This window comes from Streptomyces sp. GESEQ-35 (assembly GCF_017948485.1).
Lineage (GTDB): Bacteria > Actinomycetota > Actinomycetes > Streptomycetales > Streptomycetaceae > Streptomyces.
In genome coordinates, this window is record NZ_JAFFSX010000010.1 from 1 (window position 1) to 18,053 (window position 18,053).

The 18,053-nt window shown below is 68.9% G+C and carries 15 protein-coding genes, 1 tRNA gene and 1 pseudogene; 12 read left to right on the forward strand and 5 right to left on the reverse strand.

Annotated elements, in window-relative coordinates; genetic code table 11:
- Positions 1–213: 213 nt before the first annotated feature.
- The 3 genes and pseudogenes from KCH87_RS20490 to KCH87_RS20500 all read left to right on the forward strand — a co-directional run bounded on the left by KCH87_RS20490 (position 214) and on the right by KCH87_RS20500 (position 1,324).
- Positions 214–513, forward strand: a complete 300-nt coding sequence (locus tag KCH87_RS20490; protein ID WP_210587633.1) for a hypothetical protein — start codon at positions 214–216, stop codon at positions 511–513.
- Positions 440–727, forward strand: a pseudogene (locus tag KCH87_RS20495) (hypothetical protein); the annotation flags it as partial. The gene KCH87_RS20490 and the pseudogene KCH87_RS20495, both read left to right, overlap by 74 nt.
- A gap of 45 nt (positions 728–772) precedes the next feature.
- The gene (locus KCH87_RS20500; protein WP_210587634.1) at positions 773–1,324 is read left to right on the forward strand and encodes a carbonic anhydrase; all 552 of its coding nucleotides are present in this window, start codon (positions 773–775) and stop codon (positions 1,322–1,324) included.
- A gap of 26 nt (positions 1,325–1,350) precedes the next feature.
- Here KCH87_RS20500 and KCH87_RS20505 read toward each other — a convergent pair whose 3' ends face one another.
- Positions 1,351–2,043, reverse strand: a complete 693-nt coding sequence (locus KCH87_RS20505; protein ID WP_210587635.1) for a GntR family transcriptional regulator — start codon at positions 2,041–2,043, stop codon at positions 1,351–1,353.
- A 224-nt stretch (positions 2,044–2,267) separates the two neighbouring features.
- On the opposite strand from KCH87_RS20505, the gene KCH87_RS20510 reads away from it, so the two are divergent.
- Entirely contained in the window at positions 2,268–3,122 is an 855-nt protein-coding gene (locus KCH87_RS20510; protein ID WP_210587636.1) for an acyl-CoA dehydrogenase family protein, read from the forward strand.
- A gap of 17 nt (positions 3,123–3,139) precedes the next feature.
- Here the strand turns inward: KCH87_RS20510 and KCH87_RS20515 are convergent, their stop codons facing one another.
- On the reverse strand, positions 3,140–3,829 hold the full coding sequence (locus KCH87_RS20515; protein ID WP_210587637.1) for a GntR family transcriptional regulator: 690 nt from the start codon (positions 3,827–3,829) through the stop codon (positions 3,140–3,142).
- A gap of 258 nt (positions 3,830–4,087) precedes the next feature.
- On the opposite strand from KCH87_RS20515, the gene KCH87_RS20520 reads away from it, so the two are divergent.
- From KCH87_RS20520 to KCH87_RS20540, 5 genes are all read left to right on the forward strand, one after another.
- Entirely contained in the window at positions 4,088–4,567 is a 480-nt protein-coding gene (locus KCH87_RS20520) for an NAD(P)H-dependent oxidoreductase subunit E (protein ID WP_210587638.1), read from the forward strand.
- Positions 4,564–6,207: an NADH-quinone oxidoreductase subunit NuoF gene (locus tag KCH87_RS20525; protein ID WP_247196521.1), complete on the forward strand. Its 1,644-nt coding sequence runs from the start codon at positions 4,564–4,566 to the stop codon at positions 6,205–6,207. The genes KCH87_RS20520 and KCH87_RS20525 overlap by 4 nt, the downstream gene beginning before the upstream one ends.
- Entirely contained in the window at positions 6,204–9,020 is a 2,817-nt protein-coding gene (fdhF, locus tag KCH87_RS20530) for a formate dehydrogenase subunit alpha (RefSeq protein ID WP_210587639.1), read from the forward strand. The genes KCH87_RS20525 and fdhF overlap by 4 nt, the downstream gene beginning before the upstream one ends.
- Before the next feature lies 1 nt (position 9,021).
- On the forward strand, positions 9,022–9,234 hold the full coding sequence (locus tag KCH87_RS20535; protein ID WP_247196522.1) for a formate dehydrogenase subunit delta: 213 nt from the start codon (positions 9,022–9,024) through the stop codon (positions 9,232–9,234).
- A gap of 66 nt (positions 9,235–9,300) precedes the next feature.
- The gene (locus KCH87_RS20540) at positions 9,301–10,224 is read left to right on the forward strand and encodes a LysR family transcriptional regulator (protein WP_210587640.1); all 924 of its coding nucleotides are present in this window, start codon (positions 9,301–9,303) and stop codon (positions 10,222–10,224) included.
- Positions 10,225–10,293: 69 nt separating this feature from the next.
- Here KCH87_RS20540 and KCH87_RS20545 read toward each other — a convergent pair whose 3' ends face one another.
- Complete coding sequence (locus KCH87_RS20545; RefSeq protein WP_210587641.1) at positions 10,294–11,889, reverse strand: FadD7 family fatty acid--CoA ligase; 1,596 nt, start codon at positions 11,887–11,889, stop codon at positions 10,294–10,296.
- A 254-nt stretch (positions 11,890–12,143) separates the two neighbouring features.
- Between KCH87_RS20545 and oxc the strand changes: the two genes are divergently transcribed.
- Together oxc and frc are read left to right on the forward strand one after the other, a co-directional pair.
- Positions 12,144–13,895 (forward strand): oxalyl-CoA decarboxylase, encoded by a 1,752-nt coding sequence (gene oxc / locus KCH87_RS20550; RefSeq protein WP_210587642.1) that lies wholly within the window; start codon positions 12,144–12,146, stop codon positions 13,893–13,895.
- Between the two features lie 57 nt (positions 13,896–13,952).
- Positions 13,953–15,209 carry a formyl-CoA transferase gene (gene frc / locus KCH87_RS20555; protein WP_210587643.1) on the forward strand — a complete coding sequence of 419 codons (1,257 nt, stop codon included), beginning with the start codon at positions 13,953–13,955 and terminating at the stop codon, positions 15,207–15,209.
- Between the two features lie 95 nt (positions 15,210–15,304).
- Here the strand turns inward: frc and KCH87_RS20560 are convergent, their stop codons facing one another.
- Positions 15,305–15,730, reverse strand: coding sequence for a PAS domain S-box protein (locus KCH87_RS20560; protein WP_210587644.1), 426 nt, complete (start codon positions 15,728–15,730; stop codon positions 15,305–15,307).
- Positions 15,731–15,900: 170 nt separating this feature from the next.
- Between KCH87_RS20560 and KCH87_RS20565 the strand changes: the two genes are divergently transcribed.
- A tRNA-Leu gene (locus tag KCH87_RS20565) sits at positions 15,901–15,985 on the forward strand.
- Positions 15,986–16,165: 180 nt separating this feature from the next.
- On the opposite strand, the gene KCH87_RS20570 is transcribed toward KCH87_RS20565, so the two are convergent.
- On the reverse strand, positions 16,166–17,356 hold the full coding sequence (locus KCH87_RS20570; RefSeq protein ID WP_210587645.1) for a recombinase family protein: 1,191 nt from the start codon (positions 17,354–17,356) through the stop codon (positions 16,166–16,168).
- Positions 17,357–18,053 lie beyond the last annotated feature (697 nt).

Consider the following 18,053-nt stretch of genomic DNA (forward strand, 5'->3'; position numbering starts at 1 on the left):
ATCCTTCTCGGTGAACTCGGTATCCCCCACGACGAGTTGGCCCAGCTCAAGGCGCAGGGCGTGATCTGACCGCTTGATAGGCGCCGTCTATCAACTGGAAGTTGTTCTGTCTTTGACCACCGCTCGCGGCCCGGCCGAAGCTGATCTCGAAGCGGTCACGGCGTCGGATCCGCCGCACGCGCGAGAGCGGCAGAAAGGCGCAGGGGCCAGACCATGAGCACCATCGAAGACCCGGCGGAAGACGGCCTGGAGGTCACCCCACCCCAGACCTGGGCCACCGGCCCCGCGCCGGGCGAGCGGGCGAAGAACGAGTACTGCGAGAACGGCGCCAAGCACCTCAACGACGAGGCGACCTCGCGCCGCGTCACCGCGGACTTCTTCCGGGAGCACTCCGTCGCGGAACTCGGCGAGAAGCCCGACTACTGGCTCAACCAGCAACGCCCGCCGGATCGTCCTCGTCAACCCCGTCAACCCCGTCAACCCCGTCGACCTGGAGGCGTTCGGGCTCGCTGACCGCAGCGTGGTGGACCTGGTGAGCGTGTGGAGCGACGGGGTGGAACGACGGGCGGAGAGGTTCCGGGTGGCCGCCTGCCCGACAACTCCCGGTTCGGCCGCGGCCTATTACCCCGAGACCAACGTCCTCGTGCCCTTGGGCAGCGTGGCCGACATCAGCGACACCCCCACGTCGAAAGGCGTCGTGGTCCGACTGCAAGCAACGCACACGTAAGGCCTGGTACGCGTCTCGAACCCGACCGGAGTGAGGTAGCCCAGCATGTCGACTCCAGCATCCCGTTTCGTCCAGCCCACCCGATCCGCACCCGTCGCCGGGACGGTCACCGACCGGCTCGTGGAAGCCAACCGCGCCTACGCCGCCGGATTCGTCGACCCGGGTATGGGCGCTCGCCCCGTCCTGCGTGTGGCCGTCGTGGCCTGCATGGACGCCCGTATCGACCTGCACGCGGCGCTCGGCCTGGAACTGGGCGACTGCCACACCGTCCGCAACGCGGGCGGAGTCGTCACCGACGACACGATCCGCTCCCTGACGATCAGCCAGCGTGCGCTCGGCACCCGCAGCGTCATACTCATCCACCACACCGGCTGCGGTCTGCAAACCCTGACCGAGGACTTCCGGCACGAACTGGAGATGGAGGTCGGCCAGCGCCCCGCCTGGGCGGTGGAGGCCTTCCGGGACGTCGACCAGGACGTACGGCAGTCGATGCAGCGGGTGCGCACCTCGCCGTTCCTGCCGCACCCCGATGACGTGCGGGGCTTCGTGTTCGACGTGACCACCGGGCTGCTGCGGGAGATCGACCCGCAGTCCTGAGCCGACGCCCCGGCCCCGCCCGCGCGTCAGACGCTCCGGCCGGTCACCGCGGCGATCTGCCGGCAGTAGAAGTCGGTGGTGTTCCGCGTGTGCCGGCGCATGAGCTCCTCCGCGCGTTCGGGGTCGCCGTCGGCGATGGCCTCGATGATGCGGGCATGCTCGCTCCAGGCGTCCTGACCGCGTGGTTTGGCGATCGGCATGTAGTACCAGCGCACGCGTCGGTCGACCTGGGGGATGAGTTCGGCGAGGACCGCGTTGCGGGAGAGGCGGGTGATGTGGGTGTGGAGGGCGGCGTTGGCCTCCACGATGGCCCGTGCGTCGCAGGCCGCGAGAGCGGTGAGGCCGGTCTGCTGGAGTTCCCACAGCCGGGCCACGTCGTGGGGAGTGGCGTGCAGGGCGGCGCCGCGCGCGGAATGGGTTTCGAGGAGCCCCCGGACGCTGAGGAGCTGGGCGCACTCCTCCGTGGTGGGGGAGTGGACGAAGGCGCCCTGAGAGGGGCGCAGGTCGACCCAGCCGGCAGTGTGGAGCCGTTGCAGCGCCTCGCGTATCGGCTGGCGGCTGACGCCGAGCTGCTCGGCGAGTTCGGCCTCTACGAGGTGCTGGCCCGGTTTGAGCGAGCCATTGATGATCAGTTCGGTCAGGGCGTCGTAGACGGCCTGGCGCAGTGGGGCGGGCCGACTGATCGGGCCGCGGGCTGCCACGGTGGGTGTGTCGGGCATGGGCCCTCTCTCCGTCGTTCGAGCGCTGACGCCAAGCCGTCGTTGCCAATGATCGGCTACGGAATACTGAGTTTAGTATGCAATAGCCACTGCCGCGCGGCCCTCGTTGCGAAGTCGTGGAATTCGCCTGGTTCCCCCTCTGGCGTCTGAAGCTGGATGCAGAATACTGTATGCAGTCATCGCCCTGGCAGTGGACCAGAAGCCGTTCCCGAGGGGGTCACCCCGTGTCGTACCGCACCGCTCTCTCAGAAGTCCTGACCAGTGTCATCGAACCCGCCGCCGAAGCGACCGGCATCGAGGGCAGGTTCCCCCGTGGCGCGGTGACGGCCCTCGGCCGTGCCGGACTGTTGGGGCTCACCGTCTGCACCGAATTCGGCGGCGGCGGACGGGGGTTGCCGGAAGCCGTCGAGGTCGTGGCCCGAACAGCGCGCGTCTGCCCGGCGACGGCGGCCGTGCTCCAGTCCCACTACACGGCGGTCGCCGTCATCGAGTCGTACGGCAGCCCCTGGGTACGCGGCGAGATCGCCGCCGGACGTCACCTCAGCAGCCTCGCTCTCGCCGAGACGGGGACGGAGACGGAGAAGGAGAAGGAGATGGATGTGGGCGGGGTGGCGGCGCAGGGCGGCGCCGATCGGCAGCCGACGCAGGACCAACTCCTCGTGCCACGTTCCACCGCCGCCCGATCCGGTGACGTGGCCGCACTGCGTGGTCGTAAGAACCAGGTGGTCGCGGCGGGAGAGGCCGACAGTTATGTCTGGTCCTCCCGGCCGCTCGCCGCACCGGACGGTCTGACTCTGTGGGTGGTTCCGGCGCACGCTCCGGACCTGTTCGTCCCGGCCAGGCCCGGCGGCGTGGGGCCGGGCGGCAGTGCGACGTCCACGGTGCTCGCCGACCCGGTGCTCGTGCCCGCCGACGCGATGCTCGGCGGGGACGGCACCGGGCTCGACACCGTGCTGCGCACGGTCCTGCCGTGGCTGCTCGAACTGCGGGCCGCCGGTGCCGGCGCACTGAGGCCTCCGGCCGTCGACGTCTCCGTCGGAGCGGCCCGCCGCCACGCCGGCTCCCTCGCGTCGTCCTGAATCGCGCCCCGGAGGTGTCAGTCCTGGCTCGCCCTGGCGGCGATCTGCCTGCGGTAGAAGTCTGTGGTGCGCTCGGTGTGCTTGCGCATGATCTCGCCCGCGCGGTCCGCGTCGCCCTTGGCGATGGCTTTGATGAGCTGGGTGTGCTCGTTCCAGGCTTCCTTGCCGCGGGGCTTGGCGATGGGGGTGTAGTACCAGCGCACCTTCTGGCCGACCTGGGCGATCAGCTCCGCCAGTACGGCGTTGTCGGCCATGGCGATGATGTAGTCGTGCAGGGCGGTGTTGGCCGCGACCAGGCGTTCGATGTTGCCGTCGGCGAGAGCGGCAACACCTTCGAGCTGAAGTTCGTCAAGACGTGTGACGTCCTCGGGCTTCGCGTTCTGGGCGGCGAGCTGGGCCGAGTAGGTTTCCAGTACCGAGCGGACGCCGAGGAGTTGGGCGGCCTCCTCCTCGGTGGGGGAGTGCACGAAGGCTCCCTGGGCGGGCCGCAGATCGACCCAGCCGGAGGTCTGCAGGCGCTGGAGGGCCTCACGGACCGGTTGCCGGCTGACACCGAGGTGCTCGGCGAGTTCGGCCTCGACCAGGTGCTGGCCGGGCTTGAGCGAACCGTTGATGATCAGCTCGGTGAGGGCGTCGTACACGGCCTGACGCAGAGGTGCCGGGCGGGTGACGCGCCGGGACGCTGCGGCCGTGAGTGCCTCGCGCATGGTTGTCCGTTCTGCCGCCGGGCCTCGGAAGGCGGCGGCTTTGCCAAGTGGTGGCCGCCGAGGGGTTGCCGACGGCGGCGTCAGCATACAGGTTTTGGTATGCAGGATGGCGTGTGCAGTCGGCCTCGAGGTCCTGATGGGCGTCCTTCTGGGTGTACCTTTCTCGATTGAGTTCTGTATACAGAAGCCTGTATGGGGTATTGTTTCAGTCTCCTGCAACCCTCGCCGGGGACCCGTGTGACGGAAGGCGAAGCGATCATGACGACCAGCGGGAGTGACGTGACGGTCGAGAGCGTGGTCCGGAGTGTGGTGGCCCGGCACCGGGGCCAACGCGGTGCGCTGCTGCCCGTACTGCACGCCCTTCAGGCGGAGTTGGGTCATGTGCCGCAGGAGGCGATCCCGGTGCTGGCCGACGAGCTCAACATCTCCCGCGCGGACGTCCACGGAGTGGTGACCTTCTACCACGACTTCCGTCGCGAGCCCGCGGGACGGTCCACCGTGCGTATCTGCCGAGCCGAGGCGTGCCAGGCCCTGGGCGCCGAGCGCCTGGTGGGCTACGCCCGCGAGGCCGGACTGACCCTGGGGGAGACGACGGCGGACGGTTCGGTCACCGTCGAGCAGGTCTTCTGCCTCGGCAACTGCGCACTCGGCCCGTCGGTGGAGGCGAACGGCAGGCTGTACGGACGCGTCGGCCCCGCCCGACTGGGCTCGATCCTCAACGGGACGGTCTCCTCATGAACCACCTCGTGAACAACACATCGCACTCCACGGCAACGGTCTACGTCCCCCGCGACTCGGCCGCGAAGTCCGTCGGCGCGGACGAGGTCGCGCAGGCACTCCAAGATGCCTCCCGCCGCGGGGACTTCGCCATCGACGTCGTACGCAACGGATCGCGCGGCATGCTGTGGCTGGAGCCGATGGTCGAGGTCGTGACCCCGCAGGGCCGCGTCGGCTACGGGCCGGTGGCACCCGAGGACGTGGACGGACTCCTGGCCGCAGGGATGCTGGACGGGGCAGACCACCCACTGCGGCTCGGCATGGTCGACGAACTGCCCTGGCTGGCCCGCCAGAACCGCGTCACCTTCGCCAGAGTCGGCGTCACCGACCCCCTGTCCACGGAGGACTACGAGGCGCACGGCGGCCTCGCAGGCCTGCGCGCCGCCCTCCGACTCGCCCCCGCCGACGTGGTCACGGAGGTCACCGCCTCCGGACTGCGCGGCCGGGGCGGCGCAGGATTCCCCGCCGGCATCAAGTGGAAGACCGTGCTGGAGTGCGCAGACGAGCTGAAGTTCGTCTGCTGCAATGCCGACGAGGGCGACAGCGGGACCTTCGCCGACCGGATGGTCATGGAGGGCGACCCGTTCATGCTCATCGAGGGCATGACGATCGCCGCGCACGCGGTCGGCGCGAGCGAGGGCTACTTCTACATTCGCTCCGAATACCCGGACGCGATCGCCACGATGCGCGCGGCGATCGTCATCGCACGTGAGCACGGCTGGCTCGGCAAGGGCATCCTCGGCTCCGCGCTCGACTTCGACCTGCATGTCCGCGTCGGCGCCGGCGCGTACATCTGCGGCGAGGAGACCTCCATGCTGGAGAGCCTGGAGGGCAAGCGGGGTATGGTCCGCGCGAAGCCGCCGATCCCCGCGATCGAGGGCCTGTTCGGCAAACCCACCGTGGTGAACAACGTCCTCACCCTGGCCACCGTGCCCGTCGTCCTAGCCGAGGGCGCGAAGGCGTACCAGGAACTCGGCGTCGAACGCTCCCGAGGCACCCAGGTGTTCCAGCTCGGCGGCAACATCGCGCGCGGAGGCATCGTGGAGACCGCCTTCGGAATCACCCTGCGCGAACTCATCGAGGAGTACGGCGGCGGGACCCACTCCGGGCGCCCGGTACGCACCGTGCAGGTCGGCGGGCCGCTGGGGGCGTATCTGCCGGAGTCGATGTTCGACCTGCCGATGGACTACGAGGCGTTCGCGGCGGCCGGTGCGATGGTCGGGCACGGCGGCATCGTCGTCTTCGACGACACCGTCGACATGGCCGCCCAGGCGCGCTTCGCGATGGAGTTCTGCGCCGAGGAGTCCTGCGGCAAGTGCACACCGTGCAGGGTCGGTTCGGTACGCGGCGTCGAGGTCATCGACAAGATCGTGACCGGCACACACCGGGACGAGAACCTGGCCCTCCTCGAAGACCTGTGCGACCTGATGACCGAGGGTTCGCTGTGCGCGATGGGCGGGCTGACACCGATGCCCGTCCGCAGCGCCCTCGCCCACTTCCCCGACGACTTCCACGGCGGCCGTCAACTCCTGGAGATCCAACCCGTACAGGGGATCCAACCCGTACGAGCGAACGGCGTGAGGACGGAGGGAACGGCATGACACTTCTCAAGGAACCCGACTTCGGAACCCCGGAACGGCCCGGACCGGCAACGGTGTCAGTGGAGGTGGACGGCCTTCCGGTGACCGTCCCGGAGGGCACGTCGGTGATGCGCGCGGCCGCGCAGGCCGGCGTCGAGATACCCAAACTGTGCGCCACCGACAGCCTGGAGGCGTTCGGCTCCTGCCGGCTGTGCGTGGTGGAGATCGACGGCCGGCGCGGCACCCCCGCGTCCTGCACCACACCGTGCGCCGACGGAATGAAGGTGAGCACCCAGACCCCGAAGGTGGAGAAGCTCCGCCAGGGCGTCATGGAGCTCTACATCTCCGACCACCCGCTGGACTGCCTCACCTGCCCCGCCAACGGCGACTGCGAACTCCAGGACATGGCAGGCGTGGTGGGGCTCCGCCAGGTCCGGTACGGCTACGAGGGCGAGAACCACCTCGACGCCGAGAAGGACACCTCGAACCCCTACTTCGACTTCGACCCGTCCAAGTGCATCGCCTGCTCCCGCTGCGTGCGGGCCTGTGGCGAGGTGCAGGGTACGTTCGCGCTGACCATCGAGGGGCGCGGCTTCGAATCCAAGGTCTCGCCGGGCGCCGGCGAGACCTTCATGGACTCCGAGTGCGTCTCCTGCGGGGCCTGCGTGCAGGCCTGCCCGACGTCGACCCTCCAGGAGAAGTCGGTCGTCGAACTCGGCATGCCCACCAGGTCAGTTGTGACCACCTGTGCGTACTGCGGAGTCGGCTGCTCCTTCAAGGCCGAGTTGCGCGGCGACGAACTCGTGCGCATGGTGCCGTACAAGGACGGCGGCGCGAACGAGGGTCACTCCTGTGTGAAGGGCCGCTTCGCCTTCGGCTACGCCACCCACCCCGACCGGGTTCTCAAGCCCATGGTCCGCGAGCGGATCACCGACCCGTGGCGCGAGGTCGAATGGGACGAGGCGATCGGCACGGTCGCCCGCCGCATGCGCGAGATCCAGGACCGGCACGGATCGAGTGCGGTCGGCGCCATCACCTCCTCGCGCTGCACCAACGAAGAGGTCTACGTCGTACAGAAGATGGTGCGCGCGGCTTTCGGCAACAACAACGTCGACACCTGCGCCCGGGTCTGCCACTCCCCGACGGGATACGGCCTCAAGCAGACTTTCGGCGAGTCGGCCGGCACCCAGGACTTCCGTTCGGTGGCCGAGGCCGACGTGATCGTGGTGATCGGTGCCAACCCCACCGACGGACACCCGGTGTTCGCCTCCCGGATGAAGCGCCGGCTGCGCGAGGGCGCGAAGTTGATCGTCGTGGACCCGCGCCGTATCGACCTGGTGCGCTCGCCGCACATCGAGGCCCAGCACCACCTCCAGCTCAGGCCGAGCACCAACGTCGCCGTCGTCAATGCCATGGCGCACGTGGTCGTCACCGAAGGCCTGGTCGACAGGTCCTTCGTGGACGCCAGGTGTGAAGGCTTCGACGACTGGGCGGAGTTCATCGCCCGCCCGGAGAACAGCCCCGAGGCGGTGGAAGAGATCACCGGCGTCCCGGCCGAGGAACTCCGGGCCGCGGCAAGGCTGTACGCCGAGGCACCCAACGGAGCCATCTACTACGGCCTCGGCGTCACCGAGCACAGCCAGGGCTCGACCATGGTCATGGGAATGGCCAACCTCGCGATGGCCTGCGGCAACATCGGTCGCGACGGCGTCGGCGTCAACCCCCTGCGCGGCCAGAACAACGTACAGGGCTCCTGCGACATGGGCTCGTTCCCGCACGAGCTGCCCGGCTACCGGCACGTCTCCGACGACGCCGTACGTACCGTGTTCGAGAACCTCTGGGGTGGAACGATCCTCTCCGAGCCGGGACTTCGTATACCGAATATGTTCGACGCGGCGATCGACGGCACCTTCCGCGGCCTGTTCGTCCACGGCGAGGACATCGCCCAGTCCGACCCGAACCTCAAGCACGTCACCGCCGCACTCGAAGCGATGGAACTGGTCGTCGTACAGGACCTGTTCCTCAACGAGACGGCCAAGTTCGCGCACGTCTTCCTGCCCGGCGCGTCCTTCCTGGAGAAGGACGGCACCTTCACCAACGCCGAACGCCGCATCAACCGCGTGCGCGCGGTGATGAAACCGAAGACGGGCAAGCACGAGTGGCAGATCGTCAGCGAGATCGCCACCGCGATGGGTTATGCGATGGCGTACGACCATCCGAGCCAGATCATGGATGAAATCGCCTCCGTCACACCGACGTTCACCGGGGTGTCCTTCGAGGTGCTGGACAAGCTCGGCAGCGTCCAGTGGCCGTGCAACGAGCGGGCTCCGGAGGGGACGCCCATCATGCACGTGGACGAATTCGTCCGAGGCAAGGGCAGGTTCGTGGTCACCTCGTACGTCCCGACGAACGAACGCAGCACCCGCCGCTTCCCGCTGGTCCTCACCACGGGACGCATCCTCAGCCAGTACAACGTCGGCGCGCAGACCCGCCGTACCGGCAACGTCGCCTGGCACCCCGAGGACATCCTGGAACTGCACCCCCACGACGCCGAGGACCGCGGCATCACCGACGGCGACATGGTCACCCTGGCCAGCCGCGTCGGGCAGACGACCCTGCGCGCCGAGATCTCCGACCGGATGCCGACCGGGGTCGTGTACACCACCTTCCACCACCCGGTCACCGGCGCCAACGTCGTGACCACCGAGAACTCCGACTGGGCCACCAACTGCCCGGAGTACAAGGTGACCGCCGTACAGGTCGCCCTCGCGCGCCCGGACCGGCACACCGACACCGAAGTCACCGAGAACGACCTCGTCACGGTGGTGGACTGAGATGACAGCGACCGTGCCGTCCGAGCTCAGGATGGCGAACGACATCGCCGCGAACCTCGGCCACCTGCCGGGGGAGCGGGCCGCCGAGGAGATCGCGGGACACATCGGCAGGTTCTGGGACCCGCGCATGCGGACCAGGCTGTACGAGTTCGTCGACGCCGGAGCCGACGGTCTCGACCCCCTGGTGGTGGCAGCCGTGAGCCTGCTGCGCTGACCCGCGCGCCTCAGTTCCGTATGCTCGGACGAAGATCGCGGGAGCCTCGCTCGAAGGGAGTCGTTCATGCTGTTCAGGCAGCTCGAATACTTCGTGGCGGTGGCGAGGGAGCGGCACTTCGCCCGGGCGGCGGAATCCTGCTACGTGTCCCAGCCCGCGCTCTCGGCGGCGATCGCCAAGCTGGAGCGCGAGCTGAACGTCACGCTGATCAACCGCGGGCACAACTACCAGGGCCTCACCCCGGAGGGCGAACGCCTTGTGGTGTGGGCCAAGCGGATCCTCGCCGAGCAGGACGCGTTCAAGGCCGAGGTGGCCGCCGTGCAGTCGGGCATCACCGGAACGCTGCGGCTCGGCACGGACCCCACGGCCTCGACGACCCTGGCGCTGCCCGTGGCCGCCTTCTGCGCGGCGCACCCGCTGGCCAAGGTGCAGGTCCGCTCCCGGCTGTCGACGAAGGAACTCCACCGCCAGCTGCGCGACTTCGAACTGGACGTGGCGATCGCCCACTTCGACCCGGGCGACCAGGAAGGCCTCCAGGTCGTTCCCCTGTACCAGGAGCGGTACATGCTGCTGGTGTCCGACGACCAGCTGACGTCACAGGCCTCCACCATGACCTGGGCGGACGCGGCCCAGCTGCCGCTCGCGCTACTCACCCCCGATATGCGGATCCGGCAGATTGTAGACACCGTGTTCGCGGAGAAGGGATACGTGGTGACGCCGCAGGTGGAGACGGACTCCATCGCGTCCCTCTACGCGCACGTGGGTGGCGGTGGGTGGGCGAGCATCGTGCCGAACACCTGGCTGCGCGCGATGCCGGTGATCGGCCGGACGAGAGCGCTGCCGCTGGTCGACCCGGAGGCCGGGGCCCAGGTCTCGGTGGCGATCCATGCGGGAACCCCCGGTTCGGTTGCCGCCCGGGCGTTCGTCAACGCGGCCACGGGGTTGTCGCTGGACGACTTCTTCGACGGGCCGCTTCCTACCGTGCGGTAGCGCTCCGGTGGTTGGGCGGTTCGTTCTGGCGCGGGCCGGTGGGGGCTGGTCGCGCAGTTCCCCGCGCCCCTATGGGGCGTATGGGGCGCTGCCATACCTAGCCTGCACCCCCTTCCTGTCCAAGCCCCCCTTCGCGGTGTGCGGCAGCGCGGCGACCAGTTCGAGCCGGTCCGGCACCTCGAACGCGGCCAGGTGGTCGCGGCAATACTGAAGGATCTCCTCCGTCCCGATGCTCTCGCCCTCGCGCACCACCACGGCAGCACCGACCCGATGCCCGTACATCGCGTCGGGCACGGCGAAAACGGCCGCCTCGGCCACCCCCGGGCAGCCGGCCAGGATGTCCTCGACATACTCGGGGGAGATCTTCTCGCCGCCGCGGTTGATGAGGTTCTTGATCCGCCCGGTCAGCGACAGATACCCGTCCTCGTCGAGCGTGCCCAGGTCACCGGTGTGCAGCCACCCGTCGACGAAGGTGTACGACGTCCCGTCCCGGTCGGCGAGATAGCCGCGGGCGACGGTGGGACCGTGCACCCACACCTCGCCCTCCACTCCCGCCGGACACGGACGCCCGCTCCGGTCGACGACCCGGACCTCGACCCCGGTCGCCCGGCCGACCGACCCCTGCTTCAGCGCTCCCCGCTGGGGCAGCGGTTCGCTGGTCGCCTGGTGCGTGGACTCGGTCATTCCGTAGGCGGACAGCAGCGGCGCGCCGAATGTGCGCTCCAGCGCCCGCTGTGTCGCGCTGTTGAGGGGTGCGCTGCAACTGCGCACGAACTTCAGTGGCGGAGCCTGCGGCCCCGGGTACTCCCTCTCCGACCGGTCCAGGAGGATCTCGTGGATGGTCGGGACCGCGGTGAACCAGGTGGCCGCGGCGGCCCGCATGTCGTCCCAGAACGTGCCCGCCGAGAACCGTCCCCGTTCCGGCAGCAGGACGCAGCCCCCACTGGCCAGGGAGGCGAGCAGTGCCGCGAACAACCCGTGGCCGTGAAAGAACGGCATCACGGCGACCGTCGCGTCACCTGGGCCCAACTCATAGGTGGCGCAGATGGTCTGGATGGACGCGGCCACGTTGGCGTGGGTCAGCGGGACCATCTTCGCCCGGTCGGTGGTGCCGGCGGTGAACAGGACGAGGGCGTCGCCGCCCGACAACTCGCCTGCGGCACCACGGACTTGGGGCGTGGCGAGGATGTCCGGCTCCAGCACGACCGCCGCCGTGCCCGCGCGGGAGGCGTCCACCCGCAAGGGCCACGCCGGCACGGGCAGCGGGACGCCGGTCGCGGCCGGACCGAGGAGCACCGCCCGTGCACCCAACGCCTCCAGCCGCGCCGAGAGTTGGGACCCGGGCAGCGCGGGATCCAGCGGCGCGACCACCAGACCGGCGCGCGCCGCGCCGAGCAGCGCGACGACGAACTCCGCGGTGTTGGCGCAGATCAGGCCGACCGCGTCGCCGCGGCGCAGCCCCGTGCGGATGAGACGGGACGCCACGTCGTCCGCGAGCGTCGCAAGAGCCCGGTAGGACAGGTGCACCCGCTCTCCGCCGACGACGAGGGCACGGGCGTACGGCCGTTCGCGCACCTGCCGGTCGAGGAGATCGACGAGGCCCGTGACCGCCGGAGGCCGGTAGCGGTTCGCGTCGCGCACGGTTGCCGCGGCCGGAGCGGCCATGACCCCACCTCCTCGCGCCCAGTCGGACGAAACCGTCCTCTGCGAGCCTGCGGTGGCGCACGGTGGGCGTCCAATACGTACTGGCGAACGGCCGATAGCAACCATCTATCAAGGGAGTTGCGCGGCCCCCACCAGCCATCGATAGATGCTGTTTATCGGCTGGTCGCCGATGGGTCTTGGACGCGGGCGGGCGCGCTGCGGATGGTGTGAGGAGTAGCCGCACGGCAGGACCTGCCCAAGGAGGACCTCGGACCATGACCGCCCCCTCGACACTGGAGACCGCGGCAGCAGCCGACGTTCCGACCGAGCTCACCGACGGGTACCACCTGGTCGTCGACGCGCTCAAGATGAACGACGTCGACACCATCTACGGGGTGGTCGGCATCCCGATCACGGACCTGGCCCGCCTCGCGCAGGCGCAGGGAATCCGCTACATCGGCTTCCGTCACGAGAGCAACGCCGGACACGCGGCGGCCGCCGCCGGCTACCTCACGAAGAAGCCGGGCGTGGCGCTGACCGTGTCGGCACCGGGCTTCCTCAACGGTCTTGTCGCGCTGGCGAACGCGACCACGAACTGCTTCCCGATGGTCCAGATCTCCGGCTCCAGCGAGCGCCACCTCGTCGACCTCAAGCAGGGCGACTACGAGGAGATGGACCAGCTCGCCGCCGCTCAGCCGTTCGTCAAGGCCGCCTACCGGGTGAGCCGGGTCGAGGACATCGGGCGCGGTATCGCCCGCGCGCTGCGCACCGCGATCTCCGGGCGCCCCGGCGGGGTCTACCTCGACATCCCCGCCGCGGTGCTCGGCTCCATCATGCCCGCCGCGGACGGCGCCAGGACGCTGAGCCGGCTCGTCGACCCGGCGCCGCGCCAACTGCCCGCGCCCGAGGCGGTGGACCGCGCGATCGAGCTCCTGGCGAACGCCGAGCGGCCGCTGGTGGTCCTGGGCAAGGGCGCCGCGTACGCCCAGGCGGACGCCAAGATCCGCGGGTTCATCGAGTCGACCGGCATCCCCTACGTACCGATGTCGATGGCGAAGGGCCTGCTGCCCGACGACCACCCGCAGTCCGCGGCCACGGCCCGTTCGATGGCGCTGAAGAAGGCCGACGTCGTGATGCTCGTCGGCGCCCGCCTCAACTGGCTGCTCAACCACGGCGAGGGGCCGTCGTGGAACCCCGACGCGAAGTTCATCCAGGTGGACATCGAGCCCAAGGAGATGGACAGCAACCAGCCCATCGCCGCCCCGCTCGTCGGCGACATCGCGTCGGTCCTCGACGCACTCGCCGAACGCACCAAGCCCGGCCAGATCGCGGCTCCCGCCGCCTGGCGCGAGGAGCTGGGGGCACGTTCGGCGCAGAACGTCGCCAAGATGGCCGAGCGCCTCAAGGCCGACCCGCACCCCATGCAGTTCATGGGCGCCCTGAAGGCCGTACGCGATGTACTGCATACACGCCCCGAGGCATACCTCGTCAACGAGGGCGCCAACGCCCTGGACATCGCGCGCAACGTGATCGACATGCACGTACCGCGCCATCGCCTCGACAGCGGCACCTGGGGTGTCATGGGCATCGGTATGGGATATGCGATCGCCGCCGCCGTCGAGAGCGGTGCACCGGTCGTGGCCGTGGAGGGCGACAGCGCCTTCGGGTTCAGCGGCATGGAGCTGGAGACGATCTGCCGCTACAAGCTGCCTGTCGTCACGATCATCATGAACAACGGCGGTGTCTACCGCGGCGACGACGTCAACCCGCTCGACGACGCGCCGTCCCCGACGACCCTGATGCTCGCCGCCCGCCACGACCTGATGATCGAGGCGTTCGGCGGCAAGGGCTACCGCGCGACCACGCCCGCCGAAGTCACCGCCGCCCTGACCGAGGCACTGGCCTCCGGCGGCCCGGCGCTCATCGACTGCGTGATCGACCCCTCGGCCGGCACCGAGAGCGGCCACATCTCGCACCTCAACCCGAAGGGCATCACCGTCGGCAACATCACGGCGGCGAAGAAGTAAGCGCCTTCACCCCCAACTCCCTCCCCGCACGCGTTCATTCACGAGAAGGAAGCCAACATGAGTGAAAAGCCGCTCGCCGGAATCAAGGTGATCGACTTCACCGGGGTGCAGGCCGGTCCCGCATGCACCCAGATGCTCGCCTGGTTCGGCGCCGATGTCATCAAGGTCGAGCGCATCAACGGTGGCGACGTGACCCGCAAGCAGCTGCGGGACATTCCCGACCTCGACGCCCTGTACTTCACCATGCTGAACAGCAACAAGCGTTCGCTGGCGATCAACACCAAGACCCCCGAGGGCAAGGAGGTCATGGAGAAGCTGATCCGCGAGTCCGACCTGCTCGTCGAGAACTTCGCGCCGGGCGCCATGGACCGCATGGGTCTCAGCTGGGAGTACATCCACGAGCTGAACCCGCGGCTGATCTTCGGCTCGGTCAAGGGCTTCAACGACGAGTCGAAGTGGAACGACCTCAAGGTCTACGAGAACGTCGCCCAGGCTGCCGGCGGCGCCGCGTCCACCACCGGTTTCTGGGACGGTCCGCCCACCATCAGCGGCTCGGCCCTCGGCGACAGCAACACCGGTATGCACCTGATGATCGGTCTCCTCACCGCGATCATCCAGCGCAACCAGACCGGAGTGGGCCAGAAGGTCTCGGTGTCCATGCAGGACGCCTGCCTCAACCTGACCCGGGTCAAGCTCCGTGACCAGCAGCGCCTGGCGAAGATCGGCTACCTGGAGGAGTACCCGCAGTACCCGCACGGCGAGTTCGGCGACGCGGTGCCCCGCGGCGGCAACGCGGGCGGCGGTGGTCAGCCGGGCTGGATCCTGAAGTGCAAGGGCTGGGAGACCGACCCCAACGCCTACATCTACTTCACGGTCCAGGAGCAGAACTGGAAGCGCACCGCCGAGGCCATCGGCCACCCCGAGTGGGTCGACGACCCGGAGTACACCACCGCCCGGGCCCGGCAGCCGCACATCATGGAGATCTTCGGCGAGATCGAGAAGTGGCTCGCCGACAAGACCAAGTACGAGGCGGTCGACATCCTGCGCGAGTGGGAGGTGCCCTGCGCCCCCGTGCTCAGCATGAAGGAGCTCGCAGAGGACCAGGACATGCGCAAGAGCGGCACGATCGTCGAGGTCGAGCAGAAGGAGCGCGGCACCTACCTGACCGTGGGCAGCCCGATCAAGTTCTCCGGCTGGAAGCCCGACATCAAGGGCGCGCCGCTGCTCGGCGAGCACACCGACGAGGTGCTCGCGGACCTCGGCTATGACGCGGACGACATCCGCAAGCTGCACGACGGCCAGGTCGTCGCCTAGCGACAGGTCTCCTGACGATGACAGGAGCGGCCGTGGCCTTCGGGCCACGGCCGCTCCTGTGCTGTCCGGTGCGTTCCGGTGTTGTCGGGTGAGGCTCAGACCGTCGCCTCGGCGCGCCGCCGCATCAGCTCCCGCTCCCGCTCGCGTCGCGCGGTGACGTCCCGGATGACCGCTCCGCAGTACGAGCTGCCGTCGGGGGCCGGCAGCAGCACCACGCTGAACTCGATCGACAGCTTCCGGCCGTCCGCGCCCAGTGCGGGAACGTTCAGCAGGTCCGCCTCCCCGTACTTGCTGGACCCGCGGTCCATGGCCTCCTGGAAGCCGTCCCAGTGACGCTTCCGGTGCTTCTCGGGAATGATCACGTCCAGACTGCGACCGGCCACGTCGTCCGCGGAGAAGCCGAAGATGCGCTCCGCGCCCCGGTTCCAGTAACGGATCAGTCCCTCGCCGTCGATGATCACTATGCCGTCGGGTGCCTGGGTGGCCATTCCCAGCACCACTGCGGGATCCAGATCTTCCATGTCGCCTCCGAGCCGGGGCCATTTGGTGGCAACAGTATACAGAATACTGTTGTCATGTACCCCAGTGGTCCTCCCGGACGACGGATATGCAAGTGAAGGGCGCTCTGAAATCTTGGTATTGTTGTCCACGTCGCCGCGCGGAACACCTCCGTCCAGGCGGCAGACACCTGGTCCGGGTGGCGGAATGGCAGACGCGCTAGCTTGAGGTGCTAGTGCCCTTTAACGGGCGTGGGGGTTCAAGTCCCCCCTCGGACACGCACAGTACGCCCACCGGTGTTGGCCGACTCTCGGCCAACACCGTCTGCGTTTCATGGTCATACGTCAGCCGCAGCCCGAGCTGCCGGTAGCCCTCGGCCTTGTCAGCCGGATCGGTCCGGTGCAGCACGGACAGCAGGCCGCCGAGGGCGTCAACCAGGCCACGGATCTCCTCGCGGCTCATCCGTCGGCGGGTTCCCCGCCGGCTCTCGGCCTGCGCCAGTTTGGCGGCGCTCGCAGCCCGCTCGGCTTGCACCTCCCGGCTCCATGTGGCCACGAGGGTGGGGTCGGCTCCGGCTTCGAGGGCGGCGCGATGCCGGGCGAGCTTGCGGTCACACTCGGCCAGAGCACGCCGCAGGGGCTCCGTCTCCGCGTCCGCGGTGGCTGGGCCTGCTCCAGTGCGGTGAGCGAGTGCTCGATGCGCGTCGGAGCGAACGCCAGCGCGGGCCAGGCGTCCAGGGGATCGCACAGGTCGGCCTCGCGCAGGTAGACGTTGAGGGGGTGGTCGATCTTGTTGGCCACGGCGTACTCGCGCGGGAACCGGCACCGGTAGTACGTCTGGTCGTGAGCCCAGTTGCCCTGCATACGGCGTCCGCAGGCGCCATGGACCAGCAGGCCCTTGAACGCGTACCCGTGCCGGGTGCGCACGACGTGTCGCCCGGCGGACGTGGGACCGCGGGAGGCTATCAGCCGCTGGACGTCCTCGACGTCGATGAGGGATTCGTCCTTGCGCTGCTTGTTCCACACCTGGTGGCCGGTGTAGCGGGGGTTGGTCAGGATCACGCGGACCGCGCTCTTGGACCAGGCGATGCCGCACCGGTGCCGGTTGCGCCCCGGGTCGTACGCGGCGGGGCAGGGGACGTTGTCGTCGGTCAGGCGCTGGGCGATGGCGAAGATCCCGATCCCGGCCAGGTACTCGGCGAAGATTCGCCGCACGACCGGGGTAGTGACCGGGTCGGGTTCCAGACGGTGCAGCCGCTTGCCGTCGGCGGCCTTGCCCGGGTTGGGGTGCGGCCCGGCATCGGTCAGCCGGTAGCCGTAGGGCGGGCGTCCGCCCAGATAGCGGCCTTCGAGCTTGGCCTGGGCGGTCATCGCGGTCCGTACCCGGATTTTGATGCGGGTCCGTTCGCCCTTGCCGACCCCGCCGAAGACCGGCATCACCAGGTCGTGCGCTTCGGATTCGGGGTCGATGGGGCCGCCGGCTTCCGGCACCCACAGGGGAACGCCGTAGTGGACGAAGACGGGGAAGGTCAGGCTGAACTGGTTGCCGTAGAAGGCTCGTTGGGGCTCCCCGATCACCACCGCGTCGAAGCCGCGGTCGGGGCGTTTGAGCGCGTCCAGCAGAGCGGAGGCCTGCGGGCGGCGCTCCACGGGATCGACCGCGACTGCCCGACGTCGAAGAACTCCGCCACGATCACCCCCACTGGCGGCGCTACTTGGCCAGTAGGGCGTTTCTGTGACGTCCATAGACCAGACGGAATCTGGGTGCGAGACACGGAGCAAATGGGCGCCCAGGCCGGAGCCTGGAAGGCCGTGAAGCTGCATGTTGAACACAAATCACTTCAAAAAGGCCAAGCAGCAAGAGCGACGTAACACCGCAAGACATACCTAAATGCCCAGTTAGGGCCAGTTACGCGCTCCTGGCCGTGCAGGCCGGACCGGCCGGCGGTTGCCCTCTCGCCTCACGGGTGTTGCCGTCCCATCCAGGTGCCGCCGCGGTGAGGCGTGCGGCAAGCACTGACAGCCGCAAGGTCGGCCGCGGGAGGGCGCCTCCTGCCGGGTTCCGCGCCTGCCGGACAGGGCCCCGTGCGGCCGGAACGACCTCCCCCGCCGCGCGGGTCCGATCGCCAGGATTCCCTGGGTAACTTGAGTAGAACAAGTGACCTCATTGCTGAATTCCCGTATCTGCCAGTGATACTCCTCGCCTTGCTCGCCAAGTAACTTGAACGCTAAAGTCATTCGTGATGGCGGTGCGCGACGCAGCTCGATCACCGTCCCCCTTCCGTACAGGATCGAACGCACGGCACCAGACCACACGAGTACCTGTCCCGATTCAGGGGCGTATTGC